The sequence below is a fragment of the Rhodococcus sp. M8 genome (assembly GCF_015654185.1).
Classification (GTDB): domain Bacteria; phylum Actinomycetota; class Actinomycetes; order Mycobacteriales; family Mycobacteriaceae; genus Rhodococcus; species Rhodococcus aetherivorans.
Map to the genome: position 1 here is coordinate 5,193,936 of NZ_CP064065.1, position 20,938 is coordinate 5,214,873.

A 20,938-nucleotide genomic window follows, 5' to 3' on the forward strand; every position below is an offset into this window, starting at 1 on the left:
GTTGTTTTGCATATCCACTCGTGCCCCACCGGGGCACGGCTGTCGAGGAGCGGGTGAACGCAGTGCCTACCGGCAAGGTGAAGTGGTACGACATGGAGAAGGGCTTCGGCTTCCTGTCCCAGGAGGAGGGCGAGGACGTCTATGTGCGTGCCTCCGCGCTCCCGGCCGGGGTCGAGGGCCTCAAGCCGGGTCAGCGGGTGGAGTTCGGCATGGCCGCGGGCCGTCGCGGACCGCAGGCGCTCAGCCTGAAACTGCTCGATCCACTGCCGTCGGTGCGCCAGGGAGGGCGGCGTGAGGCGGCCCCCCAGAAGCGGCACACGCCCGACGAGCTGCACGGCATGGTCGAGGACATGATCAAGCTGCTCGAGGCCACCGTGCAGCCGGAGCTGCGCAAGGGCCGCCATCCCGAGCGCAAGACCGCCCAGCGGATCTCCGAGGTGATGCGGGCCGTCGCCCGCGAGCTCGACTCCTGACGTCCGGCGTCGGGCCGACCCGACGCGAGAGGGGCCTTCCGGGACAGCACCCGGAGGGCCCCTCTCGCATGCTGGACGGGGGTCAGAACGTCTGGATCGCCCACACCGGCGCCTGCTCCCCGGTGGCGGGAAGCTGCAGCACCACATTCAGCAACTGCGCGCCGGGGTCGGACGGCACCGTCACGGCCCGGGCCTGACCGGGCGTGTAGTCGCGGAACCCCTCGAAGATCTCGCCGGTGCGGGGATCACCGTAGGTGACGTTCAGCCGCCAGTCCGAGTCGGTGATCTCCGACGGCAACGACAGCTGCAGCGGCCGGCCCGCCGGCACCTCGAGCATCACGGCCTCGAGGCCGGCGCACGTGCCGTCGGCGCTGCACAGGCCGGGCTCGACCGTGACCGTACGGCCCTGCGCGTACGCCGTCACCGTGGGCACGCTCGGCGGTGCGGAACGGACGAGGGAGACCACGACCGCGGTGAGCCCGCCGATCGCGACCAGCGCCACGATCACCAGGATCGCGATCGTCTTCTTCGTCCGGGGCTGCAGTCTCATCACGTTCCGTTTCTCGTCGTAAGTCCGCCTGGCCGCGGGATGCGACCGGTGGTCTCCTGGGTGGCGTGTTCCGGGCGTTTGCCACCGAAGCCCGGAACGACGGTGCCTCCACGGTAGGTGAGGATCGTCTGCGTCAGACCGAGGGCCAGCACGACGGTGACCACGGTGAACCCGAGCCAGTACTCGGTCGGCAGCAGGACCCCCAGGGCCCCGCCGAACACCCAGCTCAGCTGTAGCACCGTCTCCGAGCGACCGAACCCGGATGCGATGGACTCCTCCGGCAGGTCCTGCTGCAGTGACGCGTCCAGCGACACCTTCGCCAGCGCGCTCGCGCAGGATCCCACCAGCGCCACGAGGGCCGCCGTGATCAGGTTGCCGGTCGCGGCGGCCAGCGCCGCCATCACCGTCACGGCCGCGGTGCACCGCACCACGATCAGCGCGGGACGGCCCAGCGTGAGCCGCGCGCCGGTCGCGTTGCCGGTGAAGTTGCCGATGGCGGCGGCCGCGCCGACCAGACCCAGCATCCCCGCCTGGACCAGGGGCTCGTGCTCGGTCTTCGACTTGGCGACGAACGCGATGAACAAGGTCAGGAAGCCGGTCAGCACCCGGATCGTGCCGTTGCCCCACAAACCGGTGAGCACGGCCCGCCCCAGCGGCTGCCGGCGGCTCTTCGCGCCGCCGGCGGCGCGCGCGGGCGTCGCGATCACTTCGGTGCGGGTCCCGGTGACCTCGGTGCGGGCCTCGGCGCCGTGATACGACAGCGTGGCCGGCACCTCGCCCTCGGTGACCTCGACCCACGACGGGATCCGCATGCTCAGGTACGCGCCGAACGCCGTGATGACGGCGCACAGCCACAGTGCGCCGGACGATCCGAACAGCCAGGCCGCGGCGGCGGCGACGGCCCCGGCGCCCATCGTGCCGCCCACCAGGCCGAACACCGTGAGCCGGGAGTTCACCCGGACCAGATCGATCTCGGGCGGCAGCACCCGCGGCGTCACCGCCGATTTGAGCACCGCGAACGATTTGGACAGCACCATCATCGCCAGCGCGGCGGGATACAGCCCCCAGCTGTCGAAGTTGAACACCAGCACCACGGCGAGCACGGTGCGCGCGGCGAACGACGTGGCCAGCGCCAGCCGGCGACCGTGCTGCAACCGGTCGAGCAACGGACCGATCAGCGGGGCGATCACCGCGAACGGGGCGATCGTGATGAGCAGATACAGGGCGACCTTGGTCTTGTCCTCGCCCGTGGCCGCCGAGAAGAACAGGGTGTTGGCCAGGGCCACGGCGACCGCCGCGTCGCTCGCGAAGTTCGCCATCGTCGCGTAGGTCAGGGCCGTCAGGCCCGAGCGGTCCGCACCGTCCGCGGTGGCGGCCCGGCGGAACGTCGCGATGCCCTTGCTCGTGAGCTCACGGCTGCGCAGCGCCGCGACGCGGGTGACCGTCAGTTTCCGCGGCATCCGTGGGGCCCGCGGGGCGCCGGCGCGCTCCTCGCGGGAGAAGTCGTCGCCCCGGTACCTGCGGGCGTCCTCGACCGGATGCAGCGGCGGCAGGGGGGTACGTCGCGCAGACGTGCGCCGCGGCGGCGGATAGTTGCCGTTGCCGGGGTGCGGGGCCCGGGCCGACCGGCGGGGACGACCGCCGACGTCGGCGCCACGGCCCGCGTCGTCGTGTGCGCGTTCCTCGTCCGAATCGGTCACGGCACAATTCTGTCGCACCGGGCGGATCGGTGTTCGGTGGACTGCCCCACCTGCGGCGCAGTCACGGCACGAACCGCACCTCGAACACCGACGGCCAGAACTTGCCGGTGACGAGGAAACGATCGGTACCGGGCAGGTGCGCGATTCCGTTGAGCACGTCGATGCGCTCGCGCTGCCCGTCGGTGAGCCGCTCGCGCAGCGCCCCGGCGTCCACCACGGCGGTCACCCGGCCCTCGTCCGGGTCGATGCGCAGGATCTCGTCGGTCTTCCACACGTTGGCGTACACGGCACCGTCGTCGGTGCATTCGAGTTCGTTGAGGCGGGTGACGGCGCGGCCCTCGCGCAGGACCGTCACCCGGCCCGTCTCCGCGAAGGTCCCGGGGTGCCGGAACGTCAGCTCCGCGGTGCCGTCGCTCATCACCAGCCGGTCGTCCTGGGCGCACAACCCCCAGCCCTCCCCGTCGTAGCCGGCGCGGCCGCGTTCGGCCAGGGTGTCCCGGTCGCGGGCGACCGCGACCCCATCACGCCACGTCAGCTGCCACACCGTGGTGCCGGCGACGGTGATGCCCTCGCCGAACATGCCGTCCGGCACCGGCACCCGGACCCGTTCGGCGCCGGTGGCCAGCGACCGCGCCGCGATCCACGACCGGCCGGACAGGCCGGTGCCCTCGAGCAACTCGTCGCCGGACACCTCGAGGCCCTGCGTGAACGCGGCGGGATCGTGCGGATGCACGGCCACGACCTCGGCCCGCAGGCGCTCGGGCGGCGGACCCGGATCCGCCGGGGCGGAGTCGCACGCGGCCGCCGCGACGCAGGCGGCGACCGCGGCCGCGACGGAGAGCGGACGGCGGCGCATGCCCACATGATGGCAGCCGAGGGTCGCGGTGGCGGTTCCGTGCGGCAGAATGGGGTCCGTGAGTGGTGTGCCTTCCTCAGTTGCGTCCGGCTCCGCGTCCGCCTCTACCGAACAGCTCGTGCAGCCTCTGCTGGCCGACGCCGTCGACGTCGCGCGGGCCGCGCTGTTGGACGCAGGAGAGACCGGCGTCGGCGGGTACCTCGGCGTCGCGGCCGAGGACGACTGCGCTGCCACCCACCGGTTCGCCGCGGAACTGCCCGGGTACCGGGGCTGGCAGTGGGCCGTCGTCGTCGCCGCCGCACCCGGCTCGGACCGGGTGACGGTGAGCGAGCTGGCGCTGCTGCCCGGACCGGACGCGCTCGTCGCGCCGCGGTGGGTGCCGTGGAACGAGCGGATCCGGCCCGGCGACCTCGGTCCCGGCGACCTGCTCGCGCCCCCGGCGGGGGATCCGCGCCTCGTGCCCGGCTACGTCGCCACCGGCGACCCCGAGATCGACGAGACGGCCCTCGAGATCGGCCTCGGCCGCACGCAGGTCATGAGCCTCGAGGGCCGCCTCGAGGCAGCCCAGCGCTGGTACGACGGCGACTACGGCCCCGACTCGGAAATGGCCAAGGCTGCGCCCTCGACGTGCCGGCTGTGCGGGTTCTACCTTCCCCTCGCGGGTTCCCTGCGGGCAGCGTTCGGGGTGTGCGGCAACGAGTTCGCCGCCGACGGCCACGTGGTGCACTCGGCGTACGGGTGCGGCGCCCACTCGGACACCACCCTGCCGACCGGCGCGGGCTCCCCGGTCCACGAGGCGTACGACGACTCCGCTGTGGAGGTCGTCGCCCTGCCGCCGGCCGAGGCGGGTGCGGAGGCGCACGCCCAGGCCGGCGCCGACGCGGACGGTCGCGACGCCGCCCCGGCGGACGCGGAAGGCACGGTCCCGGAGGCCTCGGAGGAGACCGGGTCCGGGAGCGCCGGGGACACGGAGAGCGCCGAGAACACCGAGAGCACCGAGAACACCGAGAGCACCGAGGACACGACTGCCGAGCCGGCCGCGGTCGCGCCGCCGGAACAGACCGACTGAGGATGCCGCGCCCCGACCCCGCCGACCCCTTCGGGACCGCGGCGCTGCGCGAGGGCACCCTGCTGGCCTGGGCGTCGTCCCCGACGCGGCTGCGGGAGGATGCCGCCACCGAGGCCGATCTCGTCCGGGCCGGCTACCGCGACCGGGTGCTCACCGAACTCGCGCAGAACGCCGCCGACGCGGCCGCGCGCGCGGGCGTGCCGGGCGCGCTGTGCCTGTGGCGCGACGGCGACGACCTGCACGTCGCGAACACCGGCGCGCCGCTCGACGAAGCCGGCGTGCAGGCGCTGACGGCGCTGCGGGCGTCGAGCAAGACCGGCGGGGTCGGCCGGTTCGGGGTCGGCTTCACCGCCGCGGCCGCGGTGAGCGAGGACATCGAGATCCGTTCGCGGTCCGGCTCGATCCGCTTCTCCGCCGCGCACACCCGGGACGCGCTGGCCGACCGCGGCGTGCCCGCCCCGGAGTCCGGCATCCCGGTGCTGCGTCTCGCGTGGCCCGCGTCCATGCCGCCGGCGCCCGGCTGGGACACCGAGGTGGTGCTGCGGCTGCGTCCCGGGATCGACGCGGAGACGCTGCTCGACGGGTTCGCCGCGGAGGCCGTCGACCTGCTCCTCGAGCTGCCCGCACTGGCCGCCGTCACGGTAGGCGGCCGCGAGCTCACCCGCACCTGCACCGAAGCCGAGTCCGGACTGCGCGTCGTCGCCGTCGGCGAGCAGACCTGGTGGGAGTACGCCGGGCCCCACGCCCGCTGGCTCGTTCCCGTCGTGGACGGGGTGGCGGTGCCGGTGCCGCAGGACGTGCTGCGCGCTCCCACCCGCTCCGACGAGGAACTCTCGTTGCCCGCGCTGGTGATCGCCGACGTGCCGATGCAGCCCGACCGGCGCCGACTGCTTCCCGGCGCCCCGGTGGCCGGCCTCGCGCGCGGCTACGCCGGCTTCGTCGCGGCGCTGCCGCCGCGGCAGCGGCCGGCGATGGTTCCGGTTCCCGGCTTCGCGCGCAGCGAGGTCGACGCGCTGCTGCGTGAGGCCGTGCTGCAGGAGTTGCGCGCGCATCCGTGGCTGCCCCCGGCCGGCGGTGGCGACGATCTGGTCCCGGACCGGGCCACCGCGCTGACCGGTCTCACCGACGAGCTCGCCGCCGTCCTCGCCGACGTCGTGCCCGGCCTGATCCGGCCCGATCTGTGCGGGCCGCGGTACGCTGCGGCGCTCGGCGCCGTCGACGTGCACCGCCTCGGGCCGGCGCGGATCGCCGAGCTGCTCGCCGGGGTCGAGCGCGAGCCTGCGTGGTGGTACCGGCTGTACGAGGCGCTCACCCCGCTGGTCGTCGACTCGGTGGTGGCCGAGGAACTCGCCGCGATCCCGGTGCCGCTGTCGGACGGCCGCACCGTCACCGGGCCGCGGACCGCCGTGCTGGGCACGGACGTCGGGCATCTGCGCATGCCGTGGGTGCGCCTCGTGCACCCCGACGCCGCGCATCCCCTGCTCACCCGGCTCGGCGCCGGCACGGTCACGGCGGTGGATCTGCTCGCGGACCCGGCGCTGCTCGCGGCGGTCGAGGACGTCGACGTCGACGACCACGAGGCGACGGCCGAGCTCGCCGAGGTCGTGCTCCGGCTGGCGGCGCAGGTACCGGCCGAAGCGGTGCCCCGGGAGCTGGGGGCGCTGCTCCTGCCCGATGCCGACGGCGAACTCGTGCCCGCCGACGAGCTGTTGCTGCCGGGGGCGCCCCTCGCGGATGTGCTGGTCGAGGACGCGCCCTTCGCCATCCTCGATCCGCAGGTGGCGGAGCAGTACGACGCCGAGGCGCTGCGGGCCGTCGGCGTCGGATGGGGTTTCACGGTGCTGCGTGCCGAGCTGCCCACCGGTCCCGATCACGACCTGCCCGACGAGGAGCAGTGGTGGGGAACCCTCGACGAGGATCCCGAGTCGCTCGTGGCGGTGCGCGACCTCGACCTCGTCGACGACGCCCGCTGGGATCGGGCCCTGTCGCTCCTCGTCGCCGAACCCGGCACGGCTGCGGCCCTCGGCGACCGGCGCGGCTACACCGCCTGGTGGCTGCGCACCTACGCGTCGCTGGGCGGCCGGACCCTCGGGCACCTGCGCGCCCCCGACGACGAGGCATTCGCCGGTCTGCTCGACCCCTGCCCGCACCCGGACGCGGACCGTCTGCGGCCGTGCCTGGCCGCGACGGGCGTCGAGAGCACGGAGACGGCCGCGCTGCTTCTCGACCGCCTCGCCGATCCCGACCGCACCCCCGCCCCGGCCGTCACCGCCCGCGCCCACGCCGCCCTGGCCGCGGCGAGTGCCGCCGGCATGCTCGACCTCGACGCCCTGCACCTGCCCGACGCCGTCCGCAGCCTCGCCGGGTCGATCGTCGACGCGGCGGACGCGCTGGTGCTGGACCGGCCGTGGCTCGCCGCCGTGGTGCCCGCCGACCGGCTCGTGCTCGGCGCCCTGCCGACCGCAGCGGTCCTCGCCGACCTCCTCGACGTCGCCCTCGCCTCGGCCGAGGTGTCCGGGCGCGTGTCCGGCCCGGGCCGCGCGACCGGATGGCGGAACGAGCCCGCCGCGGTGCTCGCGGCGGCCGTCGCGCAGCGGCCGTTGCCGCGCGGACCCCTCGTCGTGCACGAGCGACTGACCGTGCGCTGCTCCGGCGCGGTCACCGGCGAGCGCGACGTCTCGTGGTGGGTCGACGAGAGCGGTACGACGCACTGCACCGGCCCGGGACTGGCCGCCGCCGTCGCGGCGCTCTCGCCGCCGGAGCCACGATGAGCATCGACACGACGACCCTCGACGGCGTGGTGGAGCTCCGCGAACCCGCGCTGACCGCCGTCGTCACCGCCGTCACCCACACCGGCGGTACCGTCGCCGTCGCCGTGGTCACGACAGCGCTGACGATGCTCATGCTGCGCGCGGGCCGTCGCGACGATGCGCTGCTCCTGTCCGCGACGATCCTGACGGGCTGGCCGTTGATGAGCCTGCTCAAGCTGCAGTTCGGGCGGGAGCGCCCGCCGCAGCCCGCGCGCCTCGTCGAGCTGACCACCCACTCGTTCCCCTCCGGGCACGCCATGATGACCGCGATGCTGGCGACGGTGCTCGCCGTCGTGATCGCCCGGCAGTCGCCGCCCGGCAGCCGCCGGGCGCTCGTGGCGTACTGCGCCCTGGGCGCCTACACGCTCGCGGTCGGGCTCTCGCGGGTCTATCTCGCGGCCCACTGGCTGACCGACGTCGTCGCCGGATGGCTGCTGGGGTCGTTGTGGGCGCTGCTGTGGGTGGGGTTGATCACGCGGGTGCGGGCCCGGCTGTGACCGCGGCCGTGGGGCCGGGCGGCGTGGGACCCGCTCGTCAGTCCAGTCCGACCTGCGCGCCGCGCCGACCCAGCCGGGCGGCCCGGCGCTGCACGAGGTAGACGGCGAATCCCAAGAGCCCCACGATGATTCCCGCTACGCACACGGGCAGGGCGGCCGGCCACCGGTCGCCCGTGGCAAGTACGACGATCGTCGCCACCGTCCACAGTGCCGTGCCGATCGCCAGCGCGGGACGGGGATCGGCGAGGCGCCGTGTCCGCTCGGCAACCGTTTGCGCGTCGTTCACGATTTCAGGCTAGTCCAGCCCGATTGCAATAATCTCCCGTTGCGACGCAGCCCCCATCCCAGAGCGGAAGTCGATATGGCCCAATCCTCAGAGCGGAAGTCCGGCACGGCGGTCGGCACCTCGTTCCTCGACACCTACTTCAAGATCACCGAACGGGGATCGACGGTCTCGCGGGAGGTGCGCGGCGGCGTCGTCACGTTCGTCGCGATGGCCTACATCGTGGTGCTCAATCCGCTGATCCTGGGCAGCTTCTCCCCGGACGACGCCTCGGCCAAGGTCGACGTGCTCGGCAACATTCTGCCCATCAACCAGGTCGCCGCCGTCACCGCGCTGGTGGCCGGACTGATGAGCATCGTCTTCGGCGTCGTCGCCAACTATCCGTTCGCCATCGCGGCCGGCCTGGGTATCAACACCCTGCTGGCGGTCACCATCGCACCCCAGGTCACCTGGCCCGAAGCGATGGGCCTCGTGGTGATCGACGGCATCATCATCGTGGTCCTCGCCCTCACCGGCTTCCGCACCGCCGTGTTCAACGCGATCCCGCCCGAGCTGAAGGCGGCCATCGCGGCCGGCATCGGCGCGTTCATCGCCCTGATCGGCATGGTCGACGCCGGATTCGTGCGCCGCCTGCCGGACGCGGCCGGCACCACCGTTCCCGTCGGGCTGGGCATCGACGGCTCGATCGCGTCGTGGCCGACCGCCGTATTCGTGTTCGGTGTGCTGCTCATGGGTGTGCTCATCGTGCGCCGGGTGCCCGGCGGGCTGCTGATCGGCATCGTCGTGACCACGGTGGTCGCCGCGATCGTCGAGGCGGTCGCCGGGGTCGGGCCGTCGCAGGGCACCAACCCGAAGGGCTGGAATCTGAGCACGCCGGAGGTGCCGGACACGGTGGCCGGCGTGCCGGATCTGAGCCTGGTGGGCAACGTCGACCTCTTCGGCGCGTTCACCCGGATCGGCGTGATCGCCGCGACGCTGCTCGTGTTCACCCTCGTCCTCGCCAACTTCTTCGACGCGATGGGCACGATGACCGGTCTCGGTAAGGAGGCCGGTCTCGCCGACAAGGACGGCAACCTGCCCGGTATCGGCCGTGCCCTCGTCGTCGAGGGCACCGGGGCCATCGCCGGCGGCGTGGGATCCGCGTCGTCGAACACGGTGTTCGTCGAGTCCGCCTCCGGCATCGCCGAGGGTGCGCGCACCGGCCTGGCGAACGTGGTGACCGGCGTGCTGTTCCTCGCCGCGATGTTCCTCACCCCGCTCTACGAGATGGTGCCCGTCGAGGCCGCCGCCCCGGCCCTCGTGGTGGTGGGTGCCCTGATGATCGGGCAGGTCCGCGACATCGACTTCACGCAGTTCGCCGTCGCGTTGCCGGCGTTCCTCACGATCGTCGTCATGCCGTTCACGTACTCGATCGCCAACGGGATCGGCGTCGGCTTCATCACGTGGGTGGTCCTGCACGCGGCGGCCGGGAAGGCGCGGGCGGTGCACCCGCTGCTGTGGGTGGTGGCGGGCTTGTTCGTCGCCTACTTCGCGGTGGACCCGATCACCGAACTGCTCACCTGACACACGGCGCGATGTGTCCGGTCGGTCCCGTATTGTGCACGCCATGACATCGGAACATCGCACGCTCGCCGGCGACCTCTCGTTGGCAGTTGTGCGCCTGACGCGCCATTTGCGGGGGCGGCGCTCCGATTCCCGGGTTTCCCTGACTCAGCTGTCGGCAATGACCACGCTGAGGCAGGAGGGAGCGATGACCCCCGGCGCGCTGGCCGCGCGCGAGAAGGTTCAGCCGCCGTCCATGACGCGGGTGATCGCATCGCTCGACGAGCTCGGGCTCGTCGAGCGGACTCCGCATCCCACGGACGGCCGGCAGGTCATCGTCTCGCTCTCGGATGCGGGCCTGGCACTGCTGGTCGACGAGCAGCAGGCCCGCGAGGCGTGGCTGACCGAACGGCTGGCCACGCTGGACGAGGACCACCTCGCCACGTTGCAGGACGCCGTGGGCATCATCAACAAGCTGGTCAGCGAGGCGGAGTGAGCCGGTCCGGGCCCGTAGGGCTGAGTCTGCGCCCGGACGGCACGGGGTAGCACGGAGCGAGAACCCGCCGACGAGACTCCGGTGCGACCTGGGAGAATCGACGGCGTGGTTCACGTCATCGACATCGAGGATCCCGCCGACCCCCGGCTGGACGACTTCCGAGACCTCAACTCGTCGGATCGCCGGCCGGACCTGCCCGCGGGCAAGGGCCTGGTGATCGCGGAGGGCGTGCTCGTCGTGCAGCGGATGCTCGATTCGCGGTTCGCGCCGGGCGGCCTGCTCGGGGTGGATCGCCGTCTCGGTGAACTCGCCGACGACCTGCGCGACGTCGACGTGCCGTTCTACCGCACCTCGGCCGAGGTGATGGCCGAGGTCGTCGGCTTCCATCTCAACCGCGGGGTGCTCGCCGCGGCGCACCGGCCGCCGGCGCTCGACCTCGACGACGTCCTCGAGAAGGCCACCACCGTCGCGGTGCTCGAGGGCGTGAACGACCACGAGAACCTCGGCTCGATGTTCCGCAACGCCGCCGGCCTGGGCGTCGATGCCGTCCTGTTCGGCAAGGGCTGCGCCGACCCGCTGTACCGGCGGGCGGTGCGGGTGTCGATGGGGCACGTGCTGCGGGTTCCGTTCGCGCACGTCGAGCGGTGGCCGTACGACCTGGACCGGTTGCGGGCGCGGGACTTCCAGCTCATCTCGCTCACGCCGAACCCCGAGGCCGTGCCGCTGGCCGAGGCCATGACGGGGGAGAAGGTCGCCCTGCTCCTCGGCGCCGAGGGCCCGGGGCTGACCGAGCACGCGATGCGCGCGACGGACGTGCGGGCACGCATTCCGATGGCGCCGGGCACCGACTCGCTCAACGTCGCCACGGCCGCGGCGATGGCGTTCTACGAGCGGGTACGGCTCCCGCGGTGACCGCACCCCTGCGCGCCCCGTCGACGCCGTGGTCGACGGGGCTGACGCTGACGGGCTTCGCCCTCGTCGTCACCGTCGTCACGATCGTCGCGTTCGGGCTCGAGCTCGGGCGTGTGCACCCCCTGCTCGCGGTGATCGTCAACCTCGTCGCCGCGGCCGGGATCGCCCCGACCCTGTGGTGGTGGCGGGGGGTGCCGCTGTGGCGGTGGATCGTCGCAGGTGTCGCGGCCGGAGTTCCGGTCGGCTGGATCGTGCTGCTCGGCGTGACGACGTTCTGAGCGGCTCCGCAGCCGCGCGCGACACCGGACGGACCCGCCGGCTATTCGGCGTGCGGGTGACCGGACAGCGCGCGACCGCGTGCGGAGGTCCGTCGCGGCCACCACCACCGTCGCGCGGGCGGGCGGGCCGGCTCGTCGCGTGCGGTGGGCGGTCGCTCGCCCTCGCGGTACACCTCGAAGCCCCACACCTCGATCTCGTGGGGGTCGAGCTCGCCGCCGGCGCGGCCCGTGTAGCGGAACCCGAGCCACGCGGCGTTGGCGGCCTCGGCGAACCGGCGGGGGTGGAACGGCAGCGCCTGCGGATCGGGCAGCACGTCCAGCGGCCAGCGGATGGGGAACTCCCCACCCCAGAACGGCCGCTCCCACACGAACGGCAGGCCGTCGTCCTCGGCGATGTCGACGGACGTGGCGTCGAACGCCCGTCGCAGCATGCCGCGCCGCCAGGCCCCGACGGCGCCGCGGGCCCCGGTGGGGTCCGACACGACGAGGTAGGTGTTCTCGGAAGCGACGGTGCGCCTCCAGCTTTCGGGTAGCTGCGACGGACGCGTGGCCGCGAGGTCCGGGCTGCACACCACCGTCACCCCGGGGAAGCTGCCCACGTAGACCCGGCCGGGGTCACCGGCCGCGGCCTGCGCGAGCGGCACCCGGTCCAGCGGCTCGGACGACATCCCGGGGTGCAGCCGCCCGACGAGTGCGTGGGCCGTCTTCCGGTCGGCCCGCGCGGCGCGCAGCACCGCACCGGGGTCGGGGGCGTCGACGTACCAGATGGTCGACACGGCCGCCGCCACCATCGGTGGGCCCGAACCTCAGACGCGCCCGTTGCTGCGCACGCCGAGCAGCACGTCGTCCCACGAGGGGAGGGCGGGCTTGCCCCGCTTGTCCTTGCCCGGGCTCTGCTGCGGCGCCAGCTTCGGCCGGTCCTCCTCCGCGTCGGGCTCGGGCAGGCCCGCCGCCATGGGCCGGACCTCCTCGACCTCCGCGTCGATCACCGCGGGTGGCGGATCGAGGGTGATCGCCTCGGCGACGACGTCCTCCCGGTCGGGCCCGTCGTTGTCTCCGCTGTCGTCGACGTCGCGCGCCGTGTACACCGGCGTGAGGCAGCGCAGCGGCCGCCCGCAGTCCGGGTCGATCAGCTCGGTGGCGGTGTCGTCGAGCGGGAGGATCGTGCCGCCGTGCGCATCGGGCTGGTAGCGCCAGTGCGCGGTGTTGGTGGACCGGCCGGCGGCCCACTGCAGCTGAGCCACCCAGTGGCCCTCGTCGTCGCGCCACGCGTCCCACGTGGCGGCGTCGATGCTGTGCCCTCGCGCCCGGAACGCCTGGGCGACGATCTCGGCGAGGGTGTGCACGGCCGGGCCGTCCGGGCGCACCGGATGTCCCTGCTGGGCCATCTCGGCCGCGCGGGAGCGTTCGAGCAGCACCGGGTAGGCGAACCGCTCCACCTTCGCGAGCGGAATCCCGGCCTCCTCGGCGACCTGCTCGACGGACGCGCCGGAGCGGATGCGGGCCTGGATCTCGCGGGGGCGCAGCTGGCTGGTGGTCTCGATCTGGATCTGCCCGAGGCGGGCGAGGTCACCGCGGGAGGCGGCGCGGAGCGTGTCGTCGATCGGGATGCGGAATCTGTCGCCGTTTTCGGGATCGGCAAGCACGACGTGCGTTCCGTCGGGCTCGAGGCCGACCACTCGAAGCTCTCGCACCATGACCTCCTCGCGGGGAATCGCGATTGACCCGCCCGACTGTAACGGACTCGTGACCCCTGCGGAGCAGGACACGCCGACACGCCGGGGGACCCTGTGGCACGAATCCGTCGACGTGGCGCTATTGTCCAAGGTTTCCCCGAAAGTCTCTACTACTCGTCGAGAGTTTGGGGGGGCGCGAGACGGCGAGCGGGGCCGGACCCGACCCGGATCCGACCCCGCCCCGAACGGTTGCGCTACCGCCCTACATCTGCGAGACCACCCAGTCGACGCACTTGGTCAGCTGGGTGACGTCCTCGGGGTCGATGGCCGGGAACATGCCGATGCGCAGCTGGTTGCGGCCCAGCTTGCGGTACGGCTCGGTGTCGACGATCCCGTTGGCGCGCAGGATCTTTGCGACCTTCGCGGCGTCCACCGAGTCGGCGAAGTCGACGGTGCCGACCACCTGCGAGCGCAGCGCCGGATCGGCGACGAACGGGGTGGCGTACTCGGAGGCCTCGGCCCACTCGTACAGCCGCGAGGACGAGTCCTTGGTGCGGGCGGTGGTCCACTCCAGGCCGCCGTTGCCGTTCATCCATTCGATCTGGTCGGCCAGCAGCAGCAGCGTGCCCACCGCCGGGGTGTTGTACGTCTGATCCTTGGTGCTGTTGTCGACGGCGATCGGCAGCGACAGGAACTCGGGGGTGAAGCGGCCCGAGGCCTTGATCTCGTCCACCCGCTCGAGCGCGGCCGGGCTCATCAGCGCGATCCACAGGCCGCCGTCGGCGGCGAAGCACTTCTGCGGCGCGAAGTAGTAGACGTCGAAGTCCTCCGCGGCGACGGGCAGACCGCCGGCACCGGACGTCGCGTCGATGGCGATGAGGGCGTTCCCGGAGCCGGCCGGGCGGGTGACGGGCACCGCGACACCGGTCGAGGTCTCGTTGTGGGCCCAGCCGATGAGGTCGGCCGAGCCGTCGGCGACGATCTCCGGTGCGGTGCCCGGCGCGCTGTCCACGACGATCGGGTCACCGATCAACGGGTTCTTCTTGGCGACCGTGGCGAACTTCGACGAGAACTCGCCGTAGGTGAAGTGCTGCGACTTCTCGCGGATCAGGCCGAACGCGGCCGCGTCCCAGAACGCGGTGGTGCCGCCGTTGCCCAGCACCACCTCGTAACCGTCGGGCAGGGAGAACAGCTCGCGCAGACCCGAGCGGATGCGGGCGACGACGTCCTTGACGGGCTTCTGCCGGTGGCTGGTACCGAACACCGAGGCACCGACCTCGACCAGGGACTGCAGCTGCTCGGGGCGAACCTTGGAGGGGCCGCAGCCGAAGCGGCCGTCTGCGGGCTTGAGGTCGGCGGGAATGATCGGTGTAGCGTCAGCCATCGGTATGCGTGTCCTAAACGTCGAGGAACGAGTGCACCGGTAGTCTAGACGGCCCCCGTCGGGCGGCCGGACGGACGGGCGCCCGGCGCAGGGGCCGTCCGCCCGGCTCGCGGGTCAGTTGTGGGTGATGGAGTCCCAGCCCTCGACGCTCTCGGGGCTGCGCGGGTCCGGGCCGGTGTAGATCGCGGCCGGGCGCACCAGCTTGCCCAGGCGCTTCTGCTCGAGGATGTGCGCGCACCAGCCGGCGGTGCGGCCGCAGGTGAACATCGCCGGCATCATCGCGGCCGGGACCTCGGCGAAGTCGAGGATCACCGCGGCCCAGAACTCGACGTTGGTCTCGATGGCGCGATCGGGGCGACGCTCGCGCAGCTCGGCGAGGGCGGCCTGTTCGAGCGCCGCGGCGACCTCGTAGCGCGGGGCGTTCAGCCGCTTGGCGGTGTCGCGCAGCACCCGCGCCCGCGGGTCCTCGGCGCGGTAGACGCGGTGGCCGAAGCCCATCAGCTTGTCCTTGCGGTCGAGGATGCCCTTGACCAGCGCGCGGGCATCGCCGGTGCGCTCGGTCTCCTCGATCATCGGCAGCACGCGGGCGGGGGCGCCGCCGTGCAGCGGGCCGGACATCGCGCCGACCGCACCGGACAGCGCGGCGGCGACGTCGGCGCCGGTGGAGGCGATGACGCGGGCGGTGAAGGTGGAGGCGTTCATGCCGTGCTCGGCCGCCGAGACCCAGTACGCGTCGATCGCGGCGACGTGCGCCGGGTCGGGCTCACCCTTCCACCGCACCATGAACCGCTCGGTGACGGTCGCGGCCTCGTCGATGCGCTTCTGCGGCACGGCGGGCTGGTAGATGCCGCGCGCGGACTGCGCGACGTAGGACAGTGCCATCACGGCGGCGCGGGCGAGATTCTCGCGGGCGGTGGCGTCGTCGATGTCGAGGAGCGGCTCGAAGCCCCAGATCGGGGCGAGCATCGCCAGGCCGGCCTGGACGTCGACGCGGACGTCGCCGGTGTGGATCGGCAGCGGGAACGGCTCGGCCGGGGGCAGGCCCTGGCCGAACTTCCCGTCGACCAGCAGCGCCCACACGTCCCCGAACGTCACCCCGCGCGTGACGAGGTCCTCGATGTCGACGCCGCGGTAGCGCAGCGAACCGCCGTCCTTGTCGGGTTCGGCGATATCACTGGTGAAGGCGACCACGCCTTCGAGGCCGGCGACGAAATCCTCGGGTACAGACGCGCGCGATGCCATGACGGTTGGGCTCTCCTCGTTCGGTGCAACCCGGTCCGGGCAGCACTGCCGGTGAAGCGGGACTCGGCGGATGTGATCGGCGCCCCACTCCGTTCGTCGGTGCGACTGTAGTCCCCCGGACTGGACGCTCAGCGATGGGATACCCAGGAGTAGCGTCGAGCATCGTGTCCACCGATCCACAGCCCGGCGCCGAGAGCGCCGAGGGACTGCCTCCGGGTGCGGCCGAGCACGCCGACCTGGCCTCGATGCGTGTCGACTACACCCCCGCCGGCCCGCAGGGCGCCTCCGCCGCCGACGAGGATCTCGAGCCCGAGTGGCTCGCCGACGGGTGGCTGCCGCTGCTGCGCCGCTGGCTCGTCGACGCCGCCGCGGCCGGGCTGCCCGAGCCGAACGCGATGGTGCTCGGCACCGTCGACGAGCACGGGCGGCCCGTCACCCGCACCGTGCTGTGCAAGGGCGTCGACGCGGACGGGGTCACCTTCTTCACCAACTACGACTCCGACAAGGGCCGGCAGCTCGCCGCGACGCCCTACGCGTCGGCCACGTTCACCTGGATCCCGATCTTCCGCCAGGTCACCGTGCGCGGACCCGTCGAGCGGGTCGGCGAGCACGAGACCACCGAGTACTGGCACTCCCGGCCCCGCGGCTCCCGACTCGGCGCGTGGGCGTCGCAGCAGTCCCGGCCGATCGAGTCGCGGGCCGCGCTCGAGCACGCCCTCATCGAGGTCGCGGAGCGCTACGGCATGGACGCCGAGATCCCGGTGCCGCCGCACTGGGGTGGGCTGCGGATCCGTCCCGAGTCGGCCGAGTTCTGGCAGGGCCGCCCCAACCGCCTGCACAACCGGGTCCGGACCCGGCTGGTCGACGGGCGGTGGATCACCGAGCGTCTGCAGCCGTGAGGCGACTGCTCGCCGACACCACACCGCTCGAGAATCGCGACTACCGCCGGTTGTGGACCGCCGGCATCGTCACGGTCATCGGTGCCCAGCTCAGCGTGGTCGCCGTGCCGCAACAGATCTACGAGATCACCCGCAACTCCGCGTACGTGGGCCTGACCGGCGTGTTCGCCCTCGTGCCGCTCGTGGTGTTCGGGCTGTGGGGCGGGGCCCTGGCCGACGTGATGGACCGGCGCCGGTTGCTCACGCTCACCACCGTGGGCATGGGGGTGACGTCGCTGCTGCTGTGGGCGCAGGCCGCCGCGGGCCTCGGGAACGTGTGGCTGGTGCTGGTGCTGCTGTCGCTGCAGCAGGCCTGCTTCGCGGTCAACCAGCCGACGCGCGGCGCCGTGATCCCGCGACTCATCCCGAAGGGCCAACTGGCGGCGGCCAATTCGTTGAACATGACGGTGATGCAGTTCGGCGCCATCGCCGGACCGCTGCTCGCGGGCGCCCTGATCCCCGTGCTCGGCCTGCCCACCCTGTACCTGATCGACACCGTCGCGCTGCTCGCGACGCTGTGGGCGGTGCTCGCGCTGCCGCCGATCCCGCCGACCGGGCAGGCCCGGCGGGCGGGCCTGCGCGAGGTGCTCGACGGGTTCCGCTACCTGTCCACACAGAAGATCCTGCTCGCCTCGTTCGTCGTCGACATCGTCGCGATGGTGTTCGGCATGCCGCGGGCACTGTTCCCGCAGATCGCCCACGATTCGTTCGGGGATCCCGCGCAGGGCGGGCTCGCGCTCGGCCTGCTGTTCGCGGCGATGTCGGTCGGCGCGGTGCTCGGCGGCGTGTTCTCGGGGTGGTTGCCGCGGGTGCGCCGGCAGGGCCTGGCGGTGATCGTGTGCATCGTCGCCTGGGGCCTGGCGATGATCGGCTTCGGCGTCGCGGTGGGCGCGGCCGAACCGGGCGGCACCGCGGTGTGGCTGTGGATCGCGCTGGCGTTCCTGGCGTTCGGCGGCGCGGTCGACATGGTCTCGGCGGCGTTCCGCTCGACGATGCTGCAGTCCGTCGCCACCGACGAGATGCGCGGCCGGCTGCAGGGCGTGTTCATCGTCGTCGTCGCTGGCGGACCCCGCATCGGCGACGTCCTGCACGGCGGCGCGGCCGCGCTGGTGGGCACCGCGATCGCCGCGGCGGGCGGGGGAGTGCTCGTCGTGGTCGGTGTGCTGGTGTGCGTGCTCGCCTTCCCCGCGTTCGTGCGGTACCGGGTCGACCGCACGATCCGCTGATCGGTTACCTCCAGGGATCCTCGCGCCGCCACACCTGCGGCAGGTGCAGGCGTACGCCGTCGCGCTCGGCGAGCCCGCCGAGGACCCGCATGGTGACGTCGAGATCGTCGCCGGCGTAGGGCAGCGCGCGCAGCGGCCGGTCGAGCGGGCGGAAGAAGTCGTCCCAGTGCACGAGCACCGCCCGCCGCGCGCCGACCGTGCCGACGGTCTCCGCCCAGTAGGTGCGGATGTACTCCTCGCTCTGCACGCCGAGTTGACCGACGCCGAGATAGACGACGTCGGCGCGCCGGCCGGCCAGCGCCCGGGGCCGGAATCCGGCGCTGCCCTGGATCAGCAGGGTACGGCCGTCGGCGTGCGCGACGAACGTCGACCACGCCTCGCCGCACCGGTACGCCGCAGCCCGTGCGGGCGGGACCACGGGCGCGTCGATCGTGCCCGGGTACCGGTCGGGCGGACAGTGCTCCGACGCGACGAGGGTGACGGTGAACCCGCCGAACCGCAGCGGATCACCGGGGGTGGCGACGACGATCCGCTCCGGTGGAAGGCCGTGCCCGCGCCCGACGTTCGCGGTGGACTCGCCGCCGACGAGCACCGCACCCGTCCGCTCGGCGACGACCGCGGAATCGAGCACGTGATCGAAGTGGCTGTGGACGGGCAGCACGGCCGCGAGCCGGGACGCGCCGGCGCGGGCCAGGCACGCGTCGATCCGGGCCGGGTCGGGTGCGAGCCGGCCCAGCGCGACGGCGCCGAGGCCCGGCCGGGTGAAGAAGCCGTCGGTGAGCAGCGCGTCGGTGCCGTCGTCGACGAGCAGGGTGGAAACGCCGAGGAACGTCACGGCCGGGCGGGACGCCGCCGTCGCTGCGGGGACGTCGAACCGGTCGGCGTAGGCGGCGAGGTCCGGGCGGCCGAGGCGCAGTCGCATCCGGTCATCGTAGGCGCGGGAATCACTCGTGCGGCGCCGGACGACGCAGCTCGGTGACCGCGATGCGGGCGGCCTCGGCGATCGCGGCGTCGACGACCGGCAGTACCGGGTCCACGCGCGCGGCCCGGGTGAAGACCGCCACCGCGACGGGCTGTTCGTGCGGGAACTCGACGACGGCGACCTCGTTGCGGATCACGCCGACGGTGCCGGTCTTGCCCGCCACCGACACGCCGCGGTGCGGCGCGCGCACCGAGGCGACGGTGCCGCCGCCGGGGCCGGAGGCCGGCGCTCGGTTCGCCCCGCTCGACGCGGTGCTCGCCGACCTCGAGGAGCGTCGCCGGGTCCGGCTCGGCGTGCTCGCCCACGATCCGGGGCGCGGGCTGACGTACGCCCGCCGGGCCGACGACCGGTTCGCGATGTGCTCGACGTTCAAGGTGTACGCGGCCGCCGCGATCCTGCGGCTCGAATCGCAGGGCAGTCTGCGGCTCGACAACACCGCCGGCAACCTCCTGCTGCGGCGGCTGGGCGGGCCCACCGCCGTGACCGCCTTCGCCCGGTCGCTCGGCGACACCGTCACGACCCTCGACCGCTGGGAGCCCGAGCTCAACAGCGCCGAGCCCGGCGACGTGCGCGACACCTCCACCGCGTCCGGTCTCGCGCGCGGCTACCGGGAGCTGCTGCTCGGGTCCGGCCTGCCCGCGGCGGGACAGCAGACCCTGACGGGCTGGATGCGGGCGAGTGTCACCTCCGGGCAGCGCATCCGGGCGGGGCTGCCGGCCGGCTGGACCGCGGCCGACAAATCCGGGGCCGGCCGGTACGGCACCGTGAACGACGCCGGGGTGCTGTGGTCCCCGGACGGTTCGCCGCTCGTGCTCGTGCTCCTCAGCGACTCGGTCACCGGGTTGCCGGACGCCGCGCACGACAACGCCGCGATCGCCGAGGCCACAGCCGTGATCGTCGAATCCCTGACCCGCTGAGTCCGTCCGCGGGACACTGGGCCCATGTCCGATCCGAAGAACTACCGGATCCGAGGGGGCGGGTACCGCGCGGAGGTCTCCAGCTCAGGGGCGGCCCTGCGGGTGCTCGAGCACGAATCGGCGACCGGGCCGTACCGGCTGACGGAGAGCTGGCCGGAGAACGAGCGGCCCCCGCTGCGCTCCGGCACGGTGCTCGCCCCGTGGCCGAACCGCATCCGGGACGGGCACTTCTACTTCGACGGCATCGAGCATCAGCTCGCGCTCACCGAACCCGAACGCGGCAACGCGGTTCACGGGTTCGCCTGGCATCGAGACTGGGTTCTGGTTTCCCACAACGATTCTCGCACCGAACAGGCGCTGGATGTGGGCCTGCACAAGGGGTGGCCGTACCAGCTGCGGCTCACCGCGACCCACGAGGTGGGCGACGACGGACTCACCGTCACGCACACCGCCACCAACGTGGGCGGCTACCACTCGCCGTTCGGGCTCGGTGTGCATCCGTACGTGCGTGCGGGCGACGCCCCGCTCGACGAGTGCACGCTGCGCCTGGCCGCCGGCACCCGGCTGCCGCTCGACCCCGGGCGCGGACTGCCGAACGCGTACTCCCAGCCGGTCGAGGGCACCGAGTTCGACTTCACCGCGCCGCGGCCGCTGCGCGGGGTCGAGCTCGAGGCCCCCTACAGCGCGCTGGACGTGGACGTGGACGGCCGGGCCCGGCACGACCTGCGGGGCCCGGACGGCAGGGGCGTGCAACTGTGGGCCGGGCGCGAGTTCGCCTGGCTGCAGGTGTTCACCGCCGGTGCCGTCCCCGAGCTCGAATATCCGGGGCGGGGGCGGGCCCTGGCGCTCGAGCCGATGACGTGTCCGCCGGACGCCTTCAATCTCGGCATCGATCTCGTCGTGCTGCAGCCCGGGGAGACGTGGACGGGCCGGTGGGGCCTGACCGCCCTGCCGGCCGCGTGACCGGTTCCCGCACCGCCGGTGCACCGGCGGTGCGGACACGCCGACGGGCGCTCACCGCGACGGCGCAGGGAACGTGATATGCAATATCGACGCAGGTGAGCGCCGTTGCGGGGGGCACGACCGACGGTTTCGGTGCGGTCGTGG

Annotated in this window: 21 protein-coding genes and 1 pseudogene; 12 read left to right on the forward strand and 10 right to left on the reverse strand. The window is 73.2% G+C overall.

Annotated elements, in window-relative coordinates:
• The first annotated feature begins 62 nt into the window (after nt 1–62).
• Nucleotides 63–473: a cold-shock protein gene (locus ISO16_RS23590; protein WP_029541805.1), complete on the forward strand. Its 411-nt coding sequence runs from the start codon at nt 63–65 to the stop codon at nt 471–473.
• Between the two features lie 82 nt (nt 474–555).
• Here ISO16_RS23590 and ISO16_RS23595 read toward each other — a convergent pair whose 3' ends face one another.
• The 3 genes from ISO16_RS23595 to ISO16_RS23605 all read right to left on the reverse strand — a co-directional run bounded on the left by ISO16_RS23595 (nt 556) and on the right by ISO16_RS23605 (nt 3,579).
• Nucleotides 556–1,023 (reverse strand): DUF2771 family protein, encoded by a 468-nt coding sequence (locus tag ISO16_RS23595; RefSeq protein WP_006936161.1) that lies wholly within the window; start codon nt 1,021–1,023, stop codon nt 556–558.
• Nucleotides 1,023–2,723, reverse strand: coding sequence for an MFS transporter (locus tag ISO16_RS23600; RefSeq protein ID WP_072634512.1), 1,701 nt, complete (start codon nt 2,721–2,723; stop codon nt 1,023–1,025). Before ISO16_RS23600 ends, ISO16_RS23595 begins: the two co-directional genes overlap by 1 nt.
• A gap of 61 nt (nt 2,724–2,784) precedes the next feature.
• Nucleotides 2,785–3,579 (reverse strand): glutaminyl-peptide cyclotransferase, encoded by a 795-nt coding sequence (locus ISO16_RS23605; RefSeq protein WP_072634580.1) that lies wholly within the window; start codon nt 3,577–3,579, stop codon nt 2,785–2,787.
• A gap of 49 nt (nt 3,580–3,628) precedes the next feature.
• Here ISO16_RS23605 and ISO16_RS23610 point away from each other — a divergent pair, with 49 nt between their 5' ends.
• Genes ISO16_RS23610 through ISO16_RS23620 form a run of 3 tightly spaced genes read left to right on the forward strand, consistent with a single transcriptional unit; the run spans nt 3,629 to nt 7,955 of the window.
• Complete coding sequence (locus tag ISO16_RS23610) at nt 3,629–4,648, forward strand: DUF3027 domain-containing protein (RefSeq protein WP_072634513.1); 1,020 nt, start codon at nt 3,629–3,631, stop codon at nt 4,646–4,648.
• Between the two features lie 2 nt (nt 4,649–4,650).
• On the forward strand, nt 4,651–7,419 hold the full coding sequence (locus ISO16_RS23615; RefSeq protein WP_072634514.1) for a sacsin N-terminal ATP-binding-like domain-containing protein: 2,769 nt from the start codon (nt 4,651–4,653) through the stop codon (nt 7,417–7,419).
• Nucleotides 7,416–7,955 carry a phosphatase PAP2 family protein gene (locus ISO16_RS23620; RefSeq protein ID WP_006936149.1) on the forward strand — a complete coding sequence of 180 codons (540 nt, stop codon included), beginning with the start codon at nt 7,416–7,418 and terminating at the stop codon, nt 7,953–7,955. The genes ISO16_RS23615 and ISO16_RS23620 overlap by 4 nt, the downstream gene beginning before the upstream one ends.
• Nucleotides 7,956–7,992: 37 nt before the next feature.
• On the opposite strand, the gene ISO16_RS23625 is transcribed toward ISO16_RS23620, so the two are convergent.
• On the reverse strand, nt 7,993–8,241 hold the full coding sequence (locus ISO16_RS23625) for a DUF2530 domain-containing protein (protein WP_006936145.1): 249 nt from the start codon (nt 8,239–8,241) through the stop codon (nt 7,993–7,995).
• Between the two features lie 75 nt (nt 8,242–8,316).
• Here ISO16_RS23625 and ISO16_RS23630 point away from each other — a divergent pair, with 75 nt between their 5' ends.
• From ISO16_RS23630 to ISO16_RS23645, 4 genes are all read left to right on the forward strand, one after another.
• Nucleotides 8,317–9,801 (forward strand): NCS2 family permease, encoded by a 1,485-nt coding sequence (locus tag ISO16_RS23630; RefSeq protein ID WP_006936143.1) that lies wholly within the window; start codon nt 8,317–8,319, stop codon nt 9,799–9,801.
• Nucleotides 9,802–9,844: 43 nt separating this feature from the next.
• Complete coding sequence (locus tag ISO16_RS23635) at nt 9,845–10,276, forward strand: MarR family winged helix-turn-helix transcriptional regulator (RefSeq protein ID WP_029541818.1); 432 nt, start codon at nt 9,845–9,847, stop codon at nt 10,274–10,276.
• Nucleotides 10,277–10,381: 105 nt separating this feature from the next.
• Nucleotides 10,382–11,188, forward strand: a complete 807-nt coding sequence (locus ISO16_RS23640) for a TrmH family RNA methyltransferase (protein ID WP_006936134.1) — start codon at nt 10,382–10,384, stop codon at nt 11,186–11,188.
• A complete protein-coding gene (locus ISO16_RS23645) occupies nt 11,185–11,466 on the forward strand; it encodes a DUF2537 domain-containing protein (RefSeq protein WP_072634515.1) in 282 nt (93 codons plus the stop codon). Before ISO16_RS23640 ends, ISO16_RS23645 begins: the two co-directional genes overlap by 4 nt.
• Nucleotides 11,467–11,507: 41 nt before the next feature.
• Here the strand turns inward: ISO16_RS23645 and ISO16_RS23650 are convergent, their stop codons facing one another.
• The 4 genes from ISO16_RS23650 to ISO16_RS23665 all read right to left on the reverse strand — a co-directional run bounded on the left by ISO16_RS23650 (nt 11,508) and on the right by ISO16_RS23665 (nt 15,768).
• The gene (locus ISO16_RS23650; protein ID WP_072634516.1) at nt 11,508–12,257 is read right to left on the reverse strand and encodes a DUF6928 family protein; all 750 of its coding nucleotides are present in this window, start codon (nt 12,255–12,257) and stop codon (nt 11,508–11,510) included.
• A 15-nt stretch (nt 12,258–12,272) separates the two neighbouring features.
• Entirely contained in the window at nt 12,273–13,160 is an 888-nt protein-coding gene (gene sepH, locus ISO16_RS23655; RefSeq protein ID WP_174824772.1) for a septation protein SepH, read from the reverse strand.
• Between the two features lie 244 nt (nt 13,161–13,404).
• Nucleotides 13,405–14,526 carry a phosphoserine transaminase gene (serC, locus tag ISO16_RS23660; protein ID WP_029541824.1) on the reverse strand — a complete coding sequence of 374 codons (1,122 nt, stop codon included), beginning with the start codon at nt 14,524–14,526 and terminating at the stop codon, nt 13,405–13,407.
• 114 nt (nt 14,527–14,640) lie between these two features.
• Nucleotides 14,641–15,768 (reverse strand): citrate synthase 2, encoded by a 1,128-nt coding sequence (locus ISO16_RS23665; protein ID WP_006936122.1) that lies wholly within the window; start codon nt 15,766–15,768, stop codon nt 14,641–14,643.
• 245 nt (nt 15,769–16,013) lie between these two features.
• On the opposite strand from ISO16_RS23665, the gene pdxH reads away from it, so the two are divergent.
• Both pdxH and ISO16_RS23675 read left to right on the forward strand, forming a co-directional pair.
• Nucleotides 16,014–16,667, forward strand: coding sequence for a pyridoxamine 5'-phosphate oxidase (gene pdxH, locus ISO16_RS23670; RefSeq protein WP_029541828.1), 654 nt, complete (start codon nt 16,014–16,016; stop codon nt 16,665–16,667).
• Entirely contained in the window at nt 16,664–17,932 is a 1,269-nt protein-coding gene (locus tag ISO16_RS23675) for an MFS transporter (RefSeq protein WP_006936119.1), read from the forward strand. The genes pdxH and ISO16_RS23675 overlap by 4 nt, the downstream gene beginning before the upstream one ends.
• A 4-nt stretch (nt 17,933–17,936) precedes the next feature.
• Here the strand turns inward: ISO16_RS23675 and ISO16_RS23680 are convergent, their stop codons facing one another.
• Together ISO16_RS23680 and ISO16_RS23685 are read right to left on the reverse strand one after the other, a co-directional pair.
• Entirely contained in the window at nt 17,937–18,854 is a 918-nt protein-coding gene (locus ISO16_RS23680; protein ID WP_072634518.1) for an MBL fold metallo-hydrolase, read from the reverse strand.
• Between the two features lie 22 nt (nt 18,855–18,876).
• Nucleotides 18,877–19,095, reverse strand: a pseudogene (locus tag ISO16_RS23685) (serine hydrolase); the annotation flags it as partial.
• Here ISO16_RS23685 and ISO16_RS23690 point away from each other — a divergent pair.
• Nucleotides 19,058–19,831, forward strand: coding sequence for a serine hydrolase (locus ISO16_RS23690; RefSeq protein ID WP_442800806.1), 774 nt, complete (start codon nt 19,058–19,060; stop codon nt 19,829–19,831). The pseudogene ISO16_RS23685 and the gene ISO16_RS23690 sit on opposite strands and share 38 nt — an antisense overlap.
• A gap of 24 nt (nt 19,832–19,855) precedes the next feature.
• Complete coding sequence (locus ISO16_RS23695; protein ID WP_072634520.1) at nt 19,856–20,794, forward strand: aldose 1-epimerase family protein; 939 nt, start codon at nt 19,856–19,858, stop codon at nt 20,792–20,794.
• The last annotated feature ends 144 nt before the right edge of the window (nt 20,795–20,938 follow it).

What these genes read in the sequence shown, in the direction of transcription:
- ISO16_RS23620 (WP_006936149.1), top strand. Translation starts at nt 7,416, where the DNA reads ATGAGCATCGACACGACGACCCTCGACGGCGTGGTGGAGCTCCGCGAA.
- ISO16_RS23665 (WP_006936122.1), bottom strand. Translation starts at nt 15,768, where the DNA reads ATGGCATCGCGCGCGTCTGTACCCGAGGATTTCGTCGCCGGCCTCGAA.
- pdxH (WP_029541828.1), top strand. Translation starts at nt 16,014, where the DNA reads ATGCGTGTCGACTACACCCCCGCCGGCCCGCAGGGCGCCTCCGCCGCC.
- ISO16_RS23635 (WP_029541818.1), top strand. Translation starts at nt 9,845, where the DNA reads ATGACATCGGAACATCGCACGCTCGCCGGCGACCTCTCGTTGGCAGTT.
- ISO16_RS23615 (WP_072634514.1), top strand. Translation starts at nt 4,651, where the DNA reads ATGCCGCGCCCCGACCCCGCCGACCCCTTCGGGACCGCGGCGCTGCGC.
- ISO16_RS23695 (WP_072634520.1), top strand. Translation starts at nt 19,856, where the DNA reads ATGTCCGATCCGAAGAACTACCGGATCCGAGGGGGCGGGTACCGCGCG.
- serC (WP_029541824.1), bottom strand. Translation starts at nt 14,526, where the DNA reads ATGGCTGACGCTACACCGATCATTCCCGCCGACCTCAAGCCCGCAGAC.
- ISO16_RS23650 (WP_072634516.1), bottom strand. Translation starts at nt 12,257, where the DNA reads ATGGTGGCGGCGGCCGTGTCGACCATCTGGTACGTCGACGCCCCCGAC.
- ISO16_RS23605 (WP_072634580.1), bottom strand. Translation starts at nt 3,579, where the DNA reads ATGCGCCGCCGTCCGCTCTCCGTCGCGGCCGCGGTCGCCGCCTGCGTC.
- ISO16_RS23630 (WP_006936143.1), top strand. Translation starts at nt 8,317, where the DNA reads ATGGCCCAATCCTCAGAGCGGAAGTCCGGCACGGCGGTCGGCACCTCG.
- ISO16_RS23610 (WP_072634513.1), top strand. Translation starts at nt 3,629, where the DNA reads ATGGGGTCCGTGAGTGGTGTGCCTTCCTCAGTTGCGTCCGGCTCCGCG.
- ISO16_RS23680 (WP_072634518.1), bottom strand. Translation starts at nt 18,854, where the DNA reads ATGCGACTGCGCCTCGGCCGCCCGGACCTCGCCGCCTACGCCGACCGG.
- ISO16_RS23595 (WP_006936161.1), bottom strand. Translation starts at nt 1,023, where the DNA reads ATGAGACTGCAGCCCCGGACGAAGAAGACGATCGCGATCCTGGTGATC.